The 17,863-nt window shown below is 45.6% G+C and carries 11 protein-coding genes; 6 read left to right on the top strand and 5 right to left on the bottom strand.

What is annotated here, in order from left to right; genetic code table 11:
- Positions 1-81: 81 nt before the first annotated feature.
- A complete protein-coding gene (gene grpE / locus BZA03_RS02415; RefSeq protein ID WP_014948971.1) occupies positions 82-705 on the bottom strand; it encodes a nucleotide exchange factor GrpE in 624 nt (207 codons plus the stop codon).
- A gap of 401 nt (positions 706-1,106) precedes the next feature.
- Between grpE and BZA03_RS02410 the strand changes: the two genes are divergently transcribed.
- Positions 1,107-4,622, top strand: coding sequence for a PAS-domain containing protein (locus tag BZA03_RS02410; RefSeq protein WP_110287876.1), 3,516 nt, complete (start codon positions 1,107-1,109; stop codon positions 4,620-4,622).
- A gap of 81 nt (positions 4,623-4,703) precedes the next feature.
- Here BZA03_RS02410 and BZA03_RS02405 read toward each other — a convergent pair whose 3' ends face one another.
- The 3 genes from BZA03_RS02405 to BZA03_RS02395 form a co-directional block, all read right to left on the bottom strand.
- Positions 4,704-5,597: an aspartyl protease family protein gene (locus BZA03_RS02405; protein WP_110287875.1), complete on the bottom strand. Its 894-nt coding sequence runs from the start codon at positions 5,595-5,597 to the stop codon at positions 4,704-4,706.
- 200 nt (positions 5,598-5,797) lie between these two features.
- Positions 5,798-6,466, bottom strand: a complete 669-nt coding sequence (locus BZA03_RS02400; RefSeq protein ID WP_061485364.1) for a response regulator transcription factor — start codon at positions 6,464-6,466, stop codon at positions 5,798-5,800.
- A 243-nt stretch (positions 6,467-6,709) separates the two neighbouring features.
- On the bottom strand, positions 6,710-9,088 hold the full coding sequence (locus BZA03_RS02395) for a TonB-dependent receptor (RefSeq protein WP_110287874.1): 2,379 nt from the start codon (positions 9,086-9,088) through the stop codon (positions 6,710-6,712).
- Positions 9,089-9,351: 263 nt separating this feature from the next.
- Between BZA03_RS02395 and BZA03_RS02390 the strand changes: the two genes are divergently transcribed.
- The 4 genes from BZA03_RS02390 (at position 9,352) to BZA03_RS02375 (ending at position 14,015) form a co-directional block, all read left to right on the top strand.
- Entirely contained in the window at positions 9,352-10,647 is a 1,296-nt protein-coding gene (locus tag BZA03_RS02390) for a GntP family permease (RefSeq protein WP_110287873.1), read from the top strand.
- Positions 10,648-10,751: 104 nt separating this feature from the next.
- Positions 10,752-12,188 (top strand): homoserine O-acetyltransferase, encoded by a 1,437-nt coding sequence (locus BZA03_RS02385; RefSeq protein ID WP_110287872.1) that lies wholly within the window; start codon positions 10,752-10,754, stop codon positions 12,186-12,188.
- The gene (locus BZA03_RS02380; RefSeq protein ID WP_110287871.1) at positions 12,185-13,255 is read left to right on the top strand and encodes a prolyl oligopeptidase family serine peptidase; all 1,071 of its coding nucleotides are present in this window, start codon (positions 12,185-12,187) and stop codon (positions 13,253-13,255) included. The genes BZA03_RS02385 and BZA03_RS02380 overlap by 4 nt, the downstream gene beginning before the upstream one ends.
- The gene (locus BZA03_RS02375; protein WP_110287870.1) at positions 13,248-14,015 is read left to right on the top strand and encodes a 3-hydroxybutyrate dehydrogenase; all 768 of its coding nucleotides are present in this window, start codon (positions 13,248-13,250) and stop codon (positions 14,013-14,015) included. The genes BZA03_RS02380 and BZA03_RS02375 overlap by 8 nt, the downstream gene beginning before the upstream one ends.
- 106 nt (positions 14,016-14,121) lie before the next feature.
- Here the strand turns inward: BZA03_RS02375 and BZA03_RS02370 are convergent, their stop codons facing one another.
- Positions 14,122-15,309 (bottom strand): iron-containing alcohol dehydrogenase, encoded by a 1,188-nt coding sequence (locus BZA03_RS02370; RefSeq protein WP_258364567.1) that lies wholly within the window; start codon positions 15,307-15,309, stop codon positions 14,122-14,124.
- A gap of 210 nt (positions 15,310-15,519) precedes the next feature.
- Here BZA03_RS02370 and BZA03_RS02365 point away from each other — a divergent pair, with 210 nt between their 5' ends.
- Positions 15,520-17,862 (top strand): fatty acid cis/trans isomerase, encoded by a 2,343-nt coding sequence (locus BZA03_RS02365; RefSeq protein ID WP_110287869.1) that lies wholly within the window; start codon positions 15,520-15,522, stop codon positions 17,860-17,862.
- Position 17,863 lies beyond the last annotated feature (1 nt).

Genomic DNA, 17,863 nt, shown 5'->3' with positions numbered 1-17,863 from the left:
AGTGGGGTTATTCCCCAGCCTTTTCAATAGATGTCAGTAAAAAAACTGACATTTTTGTGTGTTTATCGCAAAAAGCGTGACTTACGCTTGCGTGTCCACACCACCACTTGGCGCACGCGATACCATAACCATGGCAGGGCGTAACAAGCGGCCGTTAATTTGATAACCTTTCTGCATAACCGCCATCACCGTATTTGGCTCGTGGTCTGCACTTTCTTGCATAGACATTGCCTGATGCAAGTCAGGGTTGAAGGTTTCGCCCTGCGGATCAATAAGGCTTAATCCAAATTTCTCAATAGTGCTTAAGAAAGTTTTGTGGGTCATTTCCACACCTTCTAAAAGCGGCTTAACCGCTTCATTGTCGCCATCGGTCATTTCGATAGCACGCTCTAGGTTATCGATAACCGGAAGCAACTCGCCAGCAAAGCGTTCAAGGGCAAATTTACGCGCCTTTTCTACTTCACCTTCAGCACGACGACGTGCGTTGTCAGCATCTGCACGCGCGCGAAGCACGCCATCTTGCTGCTCTTTGATTGTGGCTTGCGCCTCAGAAAGTGCCGTTTCTAGCTCGTAAATGCGTTGTGCATTTTCATCAAGCTCTACGCCTTCTGCTTGTGACGCTTCTACTTGCGCTTCTTCAGCATTTTGTACAGTTTGATCAACTGTATTTTCCTGTTCTGCCTGCACGTCGCGATTATCGCTCATGCCTACCTCCAAACGTTTTTCTTAATTAGGCATTGCCCAATAACGTTAAAATTATTGGGAATAAGTCTGTTGCGCTTAGTTATGGGGCTAGATTTAAGGTGATCAAGGGTATCCACAATATTTTTGTGGATGTAATGCTAAAAAATCTATAAGTAGGGAAATGAGACTAACGTACTCATGTTAATTCGCTAGCGCCAAGCTCAACCTAGGTACATTAACTCCGGCTCAAATGCGGTTCATATCAACCCGCTATTAAACCTATTGTTTGCCCAGAGAGCTCCAATATCTACTGCCCTGCTCCGTGAACCTGTGACGAGTGTAAAAACCGTGTTAATGTAATTTCCAGAGAAAAGCGTACTACTACCATTTCAACTCATCGAGCGCTACGACACGGAATATCTATGCTAAGTATTTGGACGGTTGGCACTATTGTTGGTTTTTACCTCCTCGCACTTTTCGCTTTAGCATTTTGGGGTGATAAGCGTTTGCGTGACAACCGGCAACATCCAATACTGTACAGCCTTGGATTGGGCGTGCATTGTACATCTTGGGCATTTTTCGGCACTACCTCGCAAGCGGCACAATATGGCTGGGCAGTCATCCCTACTTATTTAGGGATTATGCTAACTATGGCATTTGCGTTTCCTGTGGTGCTTCATATAAGCAGACTGTGTCAACAACACAACATTAGCTCTTTAGCAGACCTCATCTCACTTAAGTATCAGCACTCCCACTTGATTGCCGCGCTTATCACTTTACTGTGTTTTTTCGGTGTAGTGCCCTACATTGCCCTGCAGTTAGACGCCATTACGAAATCAATAAATTTGTTGACTGACGACGCACATACAAGCACGCCATGGTTAAGTATCTACGTAGCTATCTTGCTCGCATTATTTGCCATTATCTTCGGTACCCGTACACTCAACTTGACCGACAAACACCCCGGCCTGCTACTTACTATAGCGTTTGAATCGGTTATAAAGCTTGTTGCCCTGTGCGCTGTAGGTGTTTTCGTTTGCTTCTATCTGTTCGATGGTGTGTTGGATTTGGTGTCCAACGCCGCTTCAAATGCCAGTGCTCGAGAAGTCATTTATGCTGATAGCGCACCCTGGGTTTATGTATCTCATGTTGTTTTGGGCGTTTGCTCTATGTTCGTTTTGCCACGACAGTTTCATATGAACTTCGTTGAGCAGAACGGTGAGGGGGAGCTTAGAACAGCAAGGTGGCTATTTCCCCTCTATTTATTTGGTATGACCCTTTTTATTATTCCTATTGCACTTGCAGGAAAAATGCTGCTGCCAGTGGATACGAGCTCTGATGCGTATGTGCTTGCCCTACCTTTATATGCTGAAAATATCGCGCTGTCGTCATTTGCTTTCATAGGAGGCCTTTCTGCAACCACCAGCATGGTGATTGTTGCAACCTTGGCGCTGGGAATAATGATCTCGAACAATGTTGTTACGCCACTTTGGCTAAAAGCGCGACTAAAGACTTCGCCCAATCGTTCAATGCAGCCAAACAAAATACTGTCTATACGTCGTATTACCGTTGTGGTCGTACTTAGCATTGCGCTCTGGTATCACTTGAATATAAGTCAGGCTGCACCTCTGGTTAAAAGCGGGGTGATTGCTATTGCATTATTAGCACAGTGCATGCCTGCACTTATGTTTGGTCTTTACTGGCCGAAAAGCAACAAAGCTGCAGCTATTTGCGCCTTGTTGGTAGGGTTCACGTGTTGGGCAGCATTCCTTCTCTACCCAAGCTTACTGTCGAGTTATTATTTCAACCCAGCACCCACTGACCAAGCGCTTGGTTTGGGCTTTGCCTTGTCCTTATTGGCTAATTGCCTAACATTCGTTACGGTTGCATTGATTACATCAAGACGTGGCATTAAGCCAAATGATACGCTCCTCACAGATCACGACACACCTCGTTTACTGGTAAAAGTGAGGGACTTAATTGCACTCACCGAACGTGTGCTCGAAAGTGCCACGCACTCTCAACTGGTTAAGCAGCTATCAGTTGACGTCAATCGCGCCGCTAGCAGTGGTTATGCCAGTCAGGCGCTTATCGACAGGGTAAATAAGTTGCTTGCTGCACAAGTAGGAGCACCTAGTGCTCGTATATTACTGGGTGCCATAGCAGATACAGGCAGCGATAGCTTTCCAGAACTGGTTGACTGGGTAGAAGAAGCTTCTCAGTCATTTCAGTTTAACCACGAGGTACTTCAATCGTCAGTGCAAAACATTGAGCAAGGCATAAGTGTGCTTGATGACAAACTGCAGCTACTGGCGTGGAACGAACGTTACGTGGAATTATTTGCCTACCCTAAAGGATTTCTAAAAGTGGGCATGCCCATTACCGATATACTTAGCTACAACGCAAACCGGGGGTTGTTTAGCCCTTCATCTATCGAAAAGCGCGTTAGCTACATGCTGGAAGGCACCCGTCATAAACATATTCGCAAACAGCCTGACGGAAAAGTGATAGAGCTCAACGGCGCGCCGCTGCCTGGTGGCGGCTACGTGACTACCTATAGCGATATCACTGAATACATAGCCATTCAAAAAGAATTAGAAAGTGCAAAAGAAGATTTGGAGGCAAGGGTTGCGCAGCGCACAGCAGAATTAGAAGAAGCCAAACAACGCGCTGACAAAGCTAACGAGAGCAAAACCAAATTTCTGGCCGCGGCTGGGCACGATCTCATGCAACCCTTCAACGCCGCAACATTATTTGCCAGTATGCTCAGCAAAAAGACGCAAGGCAGTGAACTGGCCACACTATCTGAAGGCGTGGTGAATTCTTTGGACAATGCTCAGAGCTTACTTTCAATGCTACTTGATATGACGAAATTAGACGCTGGCGTGCTTACCCCTCAAAAGACTGAATTTCCAGTCAGTGATATGTTGTCTTCATTGGTGCAGGAATTTAGTGTCATTGCAAAGCAAAAAGGTATTGAGCTCAGGTATGTACCGACCAAAGTTATGGTGTACTCGGACAAAGTGCTACTGCGAAGGGTGCTTCAAAACTTGCTGTCCAACGCAGTCCGCTATACCGCAAAAGGCCGTATTTTGGTGGGCGTGAGACGCACAAGAGTCACAAATACCGAGCAGGTTATAAAGCTTTGTGTTTACGATACCGGGCTAGGTATCGCCGACCACCAACAGCATGAAATATTTAGTGAGTTCCACCAGCTAGAGAGCAACAACAAAGGCGAAGGAATTGGATTAGGCCTGACTATTGTAGATAAGATATGTCGACTACTCGGTCATGAAGTCGGGCTGACTTCATCGCCAAATAAAGGAAGCTGCTTCAGTGTGGCTGTATCTAGAGCATTTCAAAACGAAGCCTCGATACCCTCCGCGCACGTAAGTAACACTAATCATGTTGACTCCCCTTTCAATAAATCGGTATTAACGAAGAACTCAGCAAGTGCGCCAAATAATTCAGTAAGCGTTCAAAAAAGCGCATTAGACAGCCGTTCTCGCCCTGTCTCCTCGCACTCCCATCAAATGCCCTCTTTAGACTCAGCGAAAAAAAACAACAATGCATTTTTAAAAGACACCCGTTTTCTACTTGTAGAAAATGACGAGCAAGTGGCAAATGCAATGTGTACCTTACTGAGAGATTGGGGAGGGAATACAACATTGATAGCGGGCGGAACTGAAGTATCGAGTATTTCACAAGAACACTTTGATGTGCTCGTTGCCGATTATCACCTAAATTATGGCGAAACCGGTTTTGACGTTGCAGCGATTCTTTCTGAAAATAACGTGAGTTTTGCCTTAAAGATTTTAGTCACTGCCAACAGAAGTAACGACATCAGAGAAGAAGCGGCGGAGCAACAATTTAGCTACCTGCCAAAACCCTTAAAGCCTGCGGCACTTAAGCGACTGCTAAAGCAATCGCTTGTTTAATAGAGAACTCGTGATCGCATTTGTAGTACGGCAATAAATATTTCATCTTCTTTTGGTAGTGGGTTTGCATCAAAATACTTTTTACTTTTGCGGTAACGCGATGTGAAGCTTCCCGTAACGATAGTCGAGTGTTACCACGAAGTCTTTCAATAAATCATAGCCAATTAAGCCTACTACCCGCTTTCCTGCAATCCGGCTGCCTGTCCGTTCATACTGACTTTCTAAGTTTGTTTTTTGTCCTTCAGCAGGAAAGCTAACTTTCACATCGCCAATTTCATATGGGCCAAACTTCACTACATCAGACGTAGCGAACTCATTAACCCCAGAGCTATTCGCACCGAACGATGTACTTGCGCCTTCCACTTTGTCAAGCAATCCAGCCTTTGATGCTGCGCGTCGGTCAATTAAAATTGTGCCTGAGTTACCCGTGTCGACAAGCAACCATAAAGCTACACCGTTAATCTCTATTTGAGCGATAGGCATACCGCTTCCTTGTTGGGAGTCTGCACGAACGTTCGCTACCTCCGACATATCCAGTGAATCACGTGTCACCAAACGAATTTTTTTGTGCGGGTAATCTAATTGAACAATGAAATTATTGAAAAAACCTGCGCCTAATAACATACCATTAGAGTGATGGCCTAACCTGGATTCGACAAGTGAATCTAGCTCGAAACCAGTACCAAAGATTTCAACGTTTACATTATTGTAAGCGTTACGCCTTTCAACATCGTACACCCCTTTAACGGTTACAGGGCGTCCTTTATCAAGGTCTAAATCGTGCTTCCCTATAAACGCGCGGTTGATACTGTTTATTTGCGCCCCTGAGTCCAGCATGACCCGAGATTCGATACCTTCTATGGTAACAGGCAAAAAAACGTGACCGTTGTCCAAGGTGAAATCTGTCCATGCTGTAACGGCACTAAACGCATTGAAAGAACTAAAAAGAAGGGAAAGTAAAATAAATCGCGTCATAAATATCCTTTTATGCCAGTAAGTTAATCCTTTTAACTTTTACGCTATCACAAGAATGTAAGGAGATCGATTGAACACGACGAGCTGCATTGTAAAAATGCCTTTTCAAAAAGGAAACAAGGCAAGTACGGGTGACTAACCGCGCACTCCTTCTCAAAAAATATGAGCTGTCTCGGCTTACTTCATGTTTTGTACTGAGCTCAACTTAAATGCATTGCATTTTTGAACGCGATACCGGCCTTGGTTCTGTTAATAACACCAAGCTTTCTCAATACTGCAGATACATGCTGTTTAACGGTAGACTCAGAAATGGCCAGTTCGTAAGCAATCTGCTTGTTAAGCAAGCCGTCTGATACCATTCGCAACACTTTAAGTTGGTGAGGGGTAAGTTGCTTTAATCGGTTTGTGAAATCATCTTGGCCAGAGTGGCCATTCACATTCGATGCAGAGGCATTTGGCATCGTAGCTGATGCATTATGGACTGAAGGCGGGATCCAAGTTTCACCGTCTAACACCGTATTTACTGCATCAATAATGCAATCGACCGAAGCTGATTTGGGTATAAAACCGCTTGCGCCTAATGCAAACGATTTTGCCATAACATCAGGCTCTTCTTGTGCGGTAATAACAACAACAAGTACATCAGGATAGAGCGCATGTACCTCAGCAAGGCCATTTAACCCTTCATTGCCTGGCATAGTGAGATCTAAGAAAAGCAGATCGATGTCGTCATTTTCTTCAAGACTAGTGAGCGTATCGGGGAACGTGGAAGTTTCTACAAGTTCGATATGCTCCACACTAGCTAACGCATGGCACATCGCAGCCCTGAACAGAGGATGATCGTCAGCAATCAAGATTTTCACAGACATAATGCTATCAACTTGTAACTACCTTGTTAATCAACATACTACCACGCCGGTAAAAAAAGGTTAATCTTATTGGCGTATCTGTTATTGCGTATCTGTAATTGGGTAAGGGTCTGCACCACGCCCTTCACTACTCGACATATCTGCCGGCCAACACAATCGAAAGAGGTCGAGCAAACGTGAGCACGCCTAAGCGCAATGGCCTAGGCGTGAAACGTGTTGCTGGTCTTCTTCAGAACATACCGTTTAGAATCGATAACCTACCGTAAGGTGAACTGTACGTGGGTCACCGTAGTAACCGATAAGTGTCGTATCGCCACCAAGGCCCGGACCGAAGTTACCTTCATCGTCTTGCGTGACAAAGTCATAACCACCAACCAGATACTCTTCATCGGTCAGGTTTTTGACGTGTAGTCCAGCATACCAATCGCCTTCAACGCTTTCCCAGCGCGCGCTTAAGTTCACCATACCATAGGCATCTTGTTGAATAAGATCGCTGGTTTCAAAGATAAGATAATCATCGCGATAGTAGTAGTTGGCGTTGAAAGTAATATCCCCAAAACTCGTTTCTAGTAGGTAGTTGGCATTAAGATTAAAGGTATTCTCTGGCGTACTTGCTAGACCAATCAACGGAGGGATTGCATTGTTTTTCTTAATCTCAAAGTCAATATATCCGTAGGCAACGTCAACCTGAAGGTTATCCGTGGCTACCCACGTCATCTCCAACTCGGCGCCTTTTGCAGCCGTTTCTGCAGCATTGCGCAGTCGCTGATCGAGGGCTGTTGGATCAGACAAATCTCCTTCTACACCAATATACTGACGATCTTTGTGGTCGTAAGAGAACAACGTGATATTCATACGAAGTGCGTCGGTTAAGTCACTCTTCACACCCACTTCGAAGCTGTCAACGACTTCTGGTTCAACACCAGGCTCGTTAGTCTGAGCACGAGGGTTAAACGTGCCCGATTTGAAGCCTTGTGAATAGCTCGCGAAGAACATGGTATCGCGGTCCATTTGATACTCCACGCCCACTCGCGGGGTAAAGCGCGACCAACTCTCTACCGCTGGCGCGTCTAACACTTCATCGCCATCGGTGTCTGTCCCAAGTACTTGAGGCACTAATTGTCCGTCGGGACGCACGTACCCATCAATCCAGTCGGTATAAGGATAAACATTGGCGAATACCAGACCGTTATTTACAAACGCGGTCTTTTCTTCATCGGTATATCGGGCACCAAGCGAAAGCGATAGCTTATCGGTTACGTCATAGTTCATCTGCGCATAGGCAGCCCAGCTTTCTGAGTTATTACAACCCGTCACTTCCCGCGTTAACCCTGAGGCACCAAGCGATTGACCTAACACACCTAAAATGGCATCAAAATTACCGCAACTCTCACCATCGTAAAAATAGAGCCCTGACACTAAGCTAAACGCGTTCCCGGTATAATTCGCTTGAATCTCGTGAGTATCATTACTGTCGTCATACTCTGCCGGTACATCAAAAATAGGCAGAGGAGTATTGTCAAAATCAATGTTGGTAGGTGAATAGCTCTCTCTATGCGAACCAATATATTTAAGCTCTAAATCATCATTCACTCTGTATCGTGCCAGCCAGTTATAGCCTTCTAACTCGACTTTATTCCAAGTAGGTAAGCTGGTGTACGAATCGAAAACCGAATCAGGCACGGGCGCATCAGTTAATATACTTGGGATTAAACGGTAGCCGCCTTTCGCATTTGATGTGTCTTCGGTCTTATCCCACCCAATACGGAAAAACAAATCTTCACTCGGGTGAACTTCTAGCGTTACACGGGCTGCCCAGAGATCTTTGTTATAATTCTCTTTATCTTGATTGGGCAACGCGCTTACCAGGTATTCGCCGAAGCCGTCGCGGTTTAAGTTGGCATAACCCACGCCTAGATACACCGTGTCTTCAATCAGCGGTATTTGACCTGTCACTTTGATATCACGCTGACTGTAACTACCTACCGTAGCTTCAACGTTCATCTGTGTATCGCCGGTCATTTCTTTCGTAACGTATTTAACCGCGCCACCAATCGTATTCTTTCCGTAAAGCGTCCCCTGCGGGCCACGTAACACCTCAATACGCTGTACGTCTAACAAATCAAGTACGGCCCCTTGTGGGCGAGCAATATAAACATCGTCAACATAAATACCCACGCCTGGTTCATAGCCCCAAAGCGGGTCTTGCTGACCCAATCCGCGAATAAATGCCGTCAAGGTGGAGTTGGTACCGCGACTGGTTTGTAGCGTAGTGTTAGGCGAAAACTGCTGCACTTCAGTCAGCACGCTAATCCCTTTTTCTCCAAGTTCAACCGCACCAATAGACGTGATAGCTACCGGCGTTTCCTGTAGCGACTCTACAGTTTTTCGCGCTGTCACCTCAATGCGTTCTAATTTTCCTTTTTGCGCTTCGGCATCGGCATCAGCTTGACTATCCTGAGCAAATACTGGCGCTGTGCTTAAAACGCTAGCCACCGCTAGGGCACAAAGGCTGCGAATGGGGAGCTTAACTGAATCGCCTTTGCGTTCTACTGTGCTAACAGAGGCTGAATGTGATTGGTAGGGTAAAACCAAGCCATTTGTGTGTATTGATTGAGACATAGTGAGTCCTTGTTGTTCTAAGTTCTGGTCACTGCCGGATGTATTGCCTACGGTCAAAATCACTTTAGTTAATTAATTGTTAATAGTATGTAGTACCATCGTACTATGGGATTTTGATAAAAGTAACGTCAAACTTTATGTCTGTTATGAACGCTTTTTATCTGATTTGTATACACTTTGTGGTTTTGAGTGTAAGCAAATCTTAAATCGACTTAACTGTTTCGGATCATCTGCGGTCACAGATTTTTTAAGGAATAATAACTATGTTAAGTATGATTGGCTTAGTAGGCGGTCTGTTGTTGCTTATTGTTTTGACAATACGCGGAATGAACCTCTTTATTGCTGCACCTTTGTGTGCGCTTGTAGTTGCCATTACCAATAATATCGGCGTCTTCACCGGCGACGTAAACTTCGTTCAAACCTATATGAGTGGTTTCTCTGGCTTTATCGCCTCTTGGTTTTTCATGTTTTTACTTGGTGCGTTATTCGGTAAATTCATGGAAGACACAGGAGCAGCAGATGCTGTTTCTCGCTGGATTGTCACCAAAATTGGTTACAAGCGTGCCGTATTAGCTGTTGTGCTAGCTTGCGCTATTTTGACCTACGGTGGTGTAAGCGTGTTTGTGGTAGCGTTTTCTGTTTACCCTATGGCGGTGAGTTTGTTTAAAGATGCCAACCTACCCCGTCGCTTCATACCTGCTGCCATGGCATTCGGGTCGGTAACATTTACGATGACCTCCGCGGGCTCGCCAGAAATCCAAAACTGGATCCCTATAAAGTATTTGGGTACCTCCCCTTTTGCCGCGTGGGAAGTTAGCCTTGTCGTCGCCATATTCATGGCATGCTTCGGTTACTGGTGGCTTGCTAAGATGATCAGAAAAGCCGTTAATAACGGCGAGGTGTTTGAAGCCAGAGCAAGCGACCCTGAAGTGCGAGACAGAGCGCTACCCCACCCGCTTACCGGAATTGTGCCGTTAGTCGTGGTGTTAGTCATTTCGTTTCTATTCCATGAAGAACTCGCTCAGCTTGCGCTTATTCTGGCGTTAGGCGGCGGCGTACTGTGTTTGCTGGCGATTAACTACAAACATTTTCACAGTTTACCGGTTGCCATAAATGCGGGTACCACCGGCGCATTGATCGCCATAGGTAACACCGCAGCTGTTGTAGGTTTTGGCTCTATAGCAAAAAACACCGAAGCGTTTCAAACAACAGTAGCGCTTATGACCCAAATTCCTGGTAACGAGCTTATTGGTGCCGCCATTGCCGTAAGCGTGATTGCAGGGTTAACAGGAAGTGCATCTGGCGGACAAGCCATTGCCTTACCCTTGGTGGCTCCGCATTACCTTGACCAAGGCGTAGAGCCAGAACAGCTACATAGAATTGTGTCTATATCATCAGGCGCACTAGATTCGTTACCTCACAATGGCTATGTGGTTACTACCATACGCGCCATTTGTAACGAAACCCATCAGGCTGCCTACTGGGCGGTTGGTGCGCTAACTGTTGTGGTGCCAGTTATTGGCCTTGCCATGGCCATTGGCCTGTTTAGCATTATGTAGCATTAGTCAAAGCCAACGATATGGCCTAAGGCCGCACGATTTATAGATCACTCTAGCAAAACATTGCCATCTAAAGATGCGGCCAAAGAAAGGGATAAGAAAGTATGAATAGGAAAAAGACGCTTGCTTCCACGTCAGTGTGGAATAAGAGCAAAGGAATCAATAAGCTATTGAAACAGCTCAGCTCACAACGAGTACAGAAACCGTTAGCATTAGCAAACTTGGTTGAGGTGTTTTTAGTTAAAAAACAGCGCTCATTGGTAGGATTATTTGCCACGCTAATGTTGACGATACATTGTCAGGGCATGGCTGGCGAACTCGAAGATACATCGTCATTGTTCAGTTCTTCAAAAGCACCTTCGTCTGAGGCAGCTTCTTCCTCGCCGAGCGCTTCGCATTCCAATGCTGCGCTGATGGTAGAAAAACGCGTTTTTGAAATGCCTCATTTCACAACCTTTGGCGGTAAAAAAATTAAAAACGTAAAAGTTGGCTGGGAGGCGTACGGAACACCAAACGACACCAAAAGTAACGTGATCCTCATTACCCACTATTTTTCTGGCTCTTCTCATGCCGCTGGAAAGTACAATGAAAACGACTCAGTGCCCGGTTACTGGGATAGTATTATCGGCCCTGGAAAAGCGATTGATACAAACCGCTTTTATGTAATAAGCGTTGATACGCTGGCCAATTTAAATGCTTACGACCCTCACGTTATTACAACCGGTCCTGCGTCAATAAATCCAGATACAGGAAAACCCTATGGCTTAGACTTTCCTGTCGTGACAATACGTGACTTTGTCAATGTTCAAAAAGCACTTCTCGAAAGTTTAGGTATTAGCAAACTGTATGCGGTTATTGGGCCTTCTATGGGCTCTATGCAAGCTATCGATTGGGCGAGCGCTTACCCAGACTGGGTTGAACGTATGATTTCAGTTATCGGCGCAGGTCAAAGCGATGCATGGACTACCGCGGCATTGGAACACTGGGCAACGCCAATCACTCTAGATAAAAACTGGAACAACGGCGCTTATTCCAAAGAGCAAGCCCCCCTTAATGGCTTAGCTGCCTCGCTCATGTTAATTACGCAAAATGCCCTTACCCCTTCTTTTTTCAACCAAACCGGCAACACGTTAGGGTATAAAAATGTTGAGTCGGCGCCGCTTAATGACATACGTCAATCACACAGTATTGTGAACTGGCTACGTGAGCGAGCGAAGACCCGGGCAAAATCTATGGACGCAAACCACCTTTTATATTTGGTTCGAGCTTGCCAGCTCTTCGTTGCTGGACATCAAGGTAATCTTGAGCAAGGGCTGGCGTCGATAAAGGCGAAAACGCTGTTTATTCCAGCCCAAACTGATTTGCTTCTTATGCCCTACTTATCGCAAAGTGCACACCAAGGTTTAACTTCAATGAATAACGACAGCACATTGGTTACGCTAAATGGCAAATTAGGTCATTTGGAAGGCGTGACGAATGTATCCGCTCAGGCTCAGGCTATTCGCCAATTTTTAGAAAATGATAAGGCAGCAATGCAATGATGAAATCTACCCCCTTTTTACGCCACGCGCTTTGTCTGTCTGTATTAAGCGCACTTGCCGTTAGTGTACCGGTATTCGGTAACGAGTCATCTGCGCAAGACGCGCTCCCTTCACTCACCATTGATTTAAAGAACGTTACCGTATCTGGCTTATCGTCAGGCGGTTACATGGCAACACAATTTCAATTAGCACACAGCGACTGGGTAAAAGGCGTTGGCGTTATTGCTGGTGGCCCGTACTTCTGTGCACAAGGTGATATAACCACTGCCCTGGCACAGTGCGTGAACAAGGTAGAGGGAGAAATTAACCTTGAAGCGCTGAATGAAAAAGCCAAACAGTATGAAACTGAAGGAAAAATTGCGTCGCTTTCCAATATGAAAGACACAAAAGTCTGGCTTTTTCACGGTACGCAAGACACCAGAGTGATTGCACCAGTGAGCGATTTATTATTTGAGCAATACAAATTGTGGACAGACACACAAAATATTGCCTATATCAATGACAAGCCGATGGCACACCTTTTTCCTACCCAAAACAATGGGGTTAACTGCATGAAGTCAGAAAGCCCCTTCATTGGGAACTGCGACTACGATGCAGCAGGTGCCATGCTCTCTCATCTTATTGAAAATGTTTCGACACCTGACGAATCACTGTCAGGGCAAATTCATTCAATTGATCAGCAAAAAATAGCGGGGGGCGATGCCAAAACATTAGCAAGTGAAGGTTTTGTGTATGTACCTGAAAGCTGTGCACAAGGCGAGCCGTGCAGAGCCCATATTAGTTTCCACGGCTGTAACCAGTATGCCGATGCCGTTGGCGATGCCTACACTACCCAAACAGGGCTGAATGAATGGGCTGATGACAACAATATTGTTGTGCTTTATCCGCAAACTAAGAAGTCGTTATTCATGCCGTTAAATCCACAAGGCTGTTGGGATTGGTGGGGCTATGCCTCTGGCGATTACGCCAACAGGAACGGCGCACAAATAAACGCAGTAAAACAGCTGCTGTTTTCATTAAATAGTGCACCTTCACTAAATAAATCCAACGGAAGTAACAATGACTAAGCGCACAATATTTATCACGGGTGGAGCAAGCGGCATTGGCTTTGGCATTGCTGAATCAATGATGAAACAAGGGCACCATGTGATCATCGCCGACATAAACGAACAGGCAGCAAAAGAGGCTGTGACTCGACTTGCACATTTAGACGGATCGGCCAGCGCAGTAGCGGTAGACGTATGCAATGCAGAACAAGTCGCAGCGCTACCTGAGGTACTAGGGAAACATACCGTTGATGTGCTTATAAACAATGCCGGTATTCAGCACGTTTCACGCATCGAGGACTTCCCTGCAGATAAGTGGCAGCAGCTTATAAATATCATGCTTGTTGGCCCTGCTCTTTTAACCCAAGCGTTTTTACCTGCCATGCGTAAGCAAAATTACGGGCGCATTATCAATGTAGGATCTATTCACTCGTTGGTAGCCTCGCCGTATAAATCAGCTTATGTGGCGGCAAAGCACGGGCTCTTGGGTTTTGCAAAAACCATCGCCCTTGAAACGAGTGACTGTGATGTGACTATCAATACCCTTTGCCCTGCCTATGTGAAAACACCATTGGTGGAGAAACAAATTGCAGCACAGGCAAAAGAAAATAACCTTACCGAGGAAGAGGTAATAACAAAAATAATGTTAGAGCCCATGCCTAAAAAGCAATTTGTTAGCGTTGAAGAGCTTGCCGATACCGCAAGCTTCTTAATGTCACCCAGTGCCCGCAATATAACTGGGCAAACCATGGTGCTTGATGGGGGCTGGACGGCTCGATAACCCGCAAGCTTTTTAACGCTTAGCTTTTTACACAATATTTCTTTTCACATAAAAAAGACTGCAATAAGCAGTCTTTTTTCATTTAGTTGACCCATCCTAAAAAGCGTTATTCCCAAAGAGATACATAAATGGCAACCATTTCTTCAATGGTAGGGATGCGTGGATTATTGCCGGGAGAACCTGATGCCAGAGCTTGTTTTGCCATTGTTGACGTCGCTGCAAAAAATGCCTCTTTATCAATACCGAAGTCGGCAGGCGTAGGTACCTGCAAATCTGCATTGAGCGCTTTTAGTTCGTTGATAAGCTTTTGATTCGCCACCTCATCAGAGTCACTTTGCGTAGCAACACCCATGGCGCGAGCACATTGTGCATAACGCACTGATGCACTTGGAATAGAAAAGGCGGTAACCGCGGGCAACAACATGGCATTCGACAATCCGTGAGGCACATGGAACGCTGCACCGATAGGCCGGCTCATTCCATGAACAAGGGCCACTGAAGCATTTGAAAAGGCAATGCCCGCGAGCGTTGAGCCCAGCATCATTGATTCTCTCGCCGTTTCATTTGTTGGGTCTGCAAATACAGTGCGTAGATTAGGCGCAATTAACGCCATGGCTGATAACGCCTGTGCATCACTGTAAAGATTGGCTTTGCGGCTAACAAACGCTTCAATAGCGTGAGTAAGAGCATCAATGCCTGTATCGGCTGTCACGCGGGCAGGCAAACTTTGCGTTAATGAATAATCGACCAAGGCTGCCGTTGGCATAAACCCTAAACCAACACACAACATTTTTTCTGTGGTATCTTCGTCGGTGATAATGGTAAATCGCGTTGCTTCTGAGCCCGTTCCCGCTGTTGTGGGAATAGCAATGATCGGCAGTCCCGCTTCATCTACAACCCGCGGGAATTTGTAGTCTCGCATTTCGCCGCCGTACTTACCCAAAATAGCGATGGCTTTTGCGCTATCGATGGGGCTTCCACCACCTAAAGCAATGATGCTGTCATAAGCGTGGGTTTTGAACGCATCCACACCGCGATAAATAGACCTCACCGTGGGCTCTGGCACCGTATCTGAAAATACATCGGCGCTTATTCCTGCCTCTTCCAGCACCTGTACTATGGCAGCACTATATCCCAACTCAACCATTACCTTATCGGTAACCAGTAAAGGTTTATGGCAGTTGAGTCCTTTTAGCGTTTCAGCAACCCGCTGACTCGCCCCTTTCCCTATGTGCATCACTCTTGGCAGAATAATTTGATGAGACATGTTTCCCTCGCTGCGAATTCTTTTCATCAGCATACCTAGTACAACGCCCAAAGCAATGACAATGTAAAAATAATGTTACCGCCCCACTATCTCTCCAGCTTTCCTCCAAATACTTACAAATACGTGGTTGTTTCCATTGCCAAGAGTTAATGGTTAATTATTAACATCACCGTACGTGAAATGAGTGATAGACTGATTAGAACTTTTCTGTGGACTACGATTATGAAGAAACTCGGTATGATTTCGTTGCTTATAGCAATTATCGCTATAGCGATATGGCAATGGCCGAAACCTGACGCTCCTTTACTTTCATCAAACAACGTCATGCCCGCCATGGAGAATTTGCCCGACAATTTCTTTGACACACAAGTAAACCCAGTACTAACGCAGCGCTGTGTTGTCTGCCACGCCTGTTACGATGCGCCATGCCAACTAAAGATGTCATCTCCAGAAGGTATAGCCAGAGGTGCTAACAAAGAAAAAGTCTATGAAGGGACACGACTCACCGCTGCCCAACCCAATAGAATGTTTCTCGACGCCCACAACGTAGACGCATGGCGAGAGCGTGGCTTTTTCGACGTGCTCGAATCGAAAGAAAAACCTAACGCTTCGCCGACCCAATCTTCGGTGCTAGCGCAAATGCTTTTGCTAAAAAAACAGCACCCTTTGCCCAACACCGCTCATTTAGGTGACAGTTTCGATATAAGCTTAAATCGACAAAACCAATGCCCAACAATAGATGAAATGGGCGGGTACATAGCAGGCCAGCCCCTGGGAGGCATGCCCTACGCACTGCCAGCCCTGTCGGATGCAGAGCACACTACACTCATTCAGTGGTTAAACCATGGTGCGCCGTTACCTTTACCCAAAGCGCTCTCACAAGAACTGAATGAGAACATAACTGATTTGGAGGTGTGGCTTAATGGGGATAGCAATGAGATGCAACTTTCCGCACGCTATATTTACGAACACTTGTTTACGTCTCACCTCTATTTCGAAGATATTTCAGAAAAAGGTAAAACGCCTCAGTTTTTTAATCTAGTGCGCTCGCGTACACCACCCGGACAAGCGTTAGATATTATTGCTACTCGCAGACCCTTCGACGATCCGGAGGTCGAGCGCGTTTACTATCGTCTACAGCCAGTGCATTCAACTATTGTGAGTAAAACACATCAAGCGTACGCCATTAATAAAACACTGATGGATAAATGGCAATCGTGGTTTGTCGACGCAGAATTTTCTGTAGAAACATTGCCATCATACAAACCCCAAGTGGCGGCCAACCCATTAACGGCCTTTACCTTATTGCCAGTAGAAAGTCGTTATCGATTTATGCTTGAGCGCGCGCAAAACACCATTATGGGTTATATCAAAGGTCCCGTGTGCAGAGGACAAGTCGCGCTTAACGTCATTAACGATCGATTCTGGGTGTTCTTTGTCGACCCAGACATTGCAGCATCTGAAAAAGTAAATGCTTTTTACGCTTCTCAAAAAGAAAACCTCCACCTTCCCGCTGAAAAAGATAGCTCAGCCCTTGCGGTAAACTGGGTTAAATACGCAAAGCGCCAAGGCGAATATATGCGTGCAAGAACCACCTTTTTGAACAATGAATTCAAAAATGAAGAGCATTTAAGCGTGTCGAGTATATGGGATGGCGACGGCGATAATACCAATGCCAGCTTAACCGTATTTCGTCATTTCGATAATGCCACAGTTGTTAAAGGGATGGTTGGCCAGCCCACTAAAACAGCATGGGTGATTGACTATGCCTTGTTAGAGCGCATTCACTATTTGCTTGTGGCTGGCTTTGATGTTTACGGCAATTATGGCCATCAGTTATTGACCCGTTTATACATGGATTTCTTGCGTATGGAAGGTGAATCGAACTTCCTTAATCTACTTCCTCCAACTACCCGCCATGACCTTCTCGACGATTGGTATCAAAACGCAAGCCCTGAGCTTACCGATTATTTGGAAGGTGATATCAACAGTTTCGAACAACCTTCTGGCATAGCGTTCGAAACAGATAATCCTCAACAAGAACTTTATCAATTGTTATCGCAATACTTGGCTAAGGTTCAACCGAACGCCTCAACCTACAATAAACGTTTGCTATCAGCTGAACAGTTCGAAGCATTAGAGCGCTTAGATTCACTTCCTGCTCAACAAGCGACGTTGATGCCTGAAACTACCATGATTGTGATTCAAGACGACAAAAACCCAGACAATATTGATGTGTTCACTGCCCTTAGAAATAGCGCGCATTACAATGTAAATAGCCTATTTGAAGAAGAGGAAAACCGGGAGCCTTCTAAAGATTCAATCACGCTAGTTCATGGTTTGTTGGGCAGTTACCCTGACGCATTCTGGTATATCAATGCCTCAGAGATAGCGTCTTCGATTGAGAAGCTTAAATCCATTAAAAGCGAAGCCGATTACAAAGCCCTGCTCGACGATATTGGCATGCGCCGAACCAACCCTAATTTTTGGGCGTTTAGTGATAAATTAATGCAATGGTCTAGCGAGCGCTATCCTATTGAAGGCGGTCTTCTCGACTATAATCGGTTAGAAGATCGCTAAA

The sequence above is a fragment of the Alteromonas sp. I10 genome, assembly GCF_003201515.1.
In the GTDB taxonomy this organism is placed as follows: domain Bacteria; phylum Pseudomonadota; class Gammaproteobacteria; order Enterobacterales; family Alteromonadaceae; genus Alteromonas; species Alteromonas macleodii.
Note: the sequence above shows the minus strand (reverse complement) of the source record. Positions and strands in the feature narration are given on the sequence as shown.

Excerpts from the sequence above, each read along its gene's own strand:
- BZA03_RS02405 (WP_110287875.1), bottom strand. The coding sequence starts at position 5,597 with ATGACGCGATTTATTTTACTTTCCCTTCTTTTTAGTTCTTTCAATGCG.
- BZA03_RS02390 (WP_110287873.1), top strand. The coding sequence starts at position 9,352 with ATGTTAAGTATGATTGGCTTAGTAGGCGGTCTGTTGTTGCTTATTGTT.
- BZA03_RS02380 (WP_110287871.1), top strand. The coding sequence starts at position 12,185 with ATGATGAAATCTACCCCCTTTTTACGCCACGCGCTTTGTCTGTCTGTA.
- BZA03_RS02365 (WP_110287869.1), top strand. The coding sequence starts at position 15,520 with ATGATTTCGTTGCTTATAGCAATTATCGCTATAGCGATATGGCAATGG.
- BZA03_RS02370 (WP_258364567.1), bottom strand. The coding sequence starts at position 15,309 with ATGAAAAGAATTCGCAGCGAGGGAAACATGTCTCATCAAATTATTCTG.
- BZA03_RS02395 (WP_110287874.1), bottom strand. The coding sequence starts at position 9,088 with ATGTCTCAATCAATACACACAAATGGCTTGGTTTTACCCTACCAATCA.
- BZA03_RS02385 (WP_110287872.1), top strand. The coding sequence starts at position 10,752 with ATGAATAGGAAAAAGACGCTTGCTTCCACGTCAGTGTGGAATAAGAGC.
- BZA03_RS02410 (WP_110287876.1), top strand. The coding sequence starts at position 1,107 with ATGCTAAGTATTTGGACGGTTGGCACTATTGTTGGTTTTTACCTCCTC.
- grpE (WP_014948971.1), bottom strand. The coding sequence starts at position 705 with ATGAGCGATAATCGCGACGTGCAGGCAGAACAGGAAAATACAGTTGAT.
- BZA03_RS02400 (WP_061485364.1), bottom strand. The coding sequence starts at position 6,466 with ATGTCTGTGAAAATCTTGATTGCTGACGATCATCCTCTGTTCAGGGCT.
- BZA03_RS02375 (WP_110287870.1), top strand. The coding sequence starts at position 13,248 with ATGACTAAGCGCACAATATTTATCACGGGTGGAGCAAGCGGCATTGGC.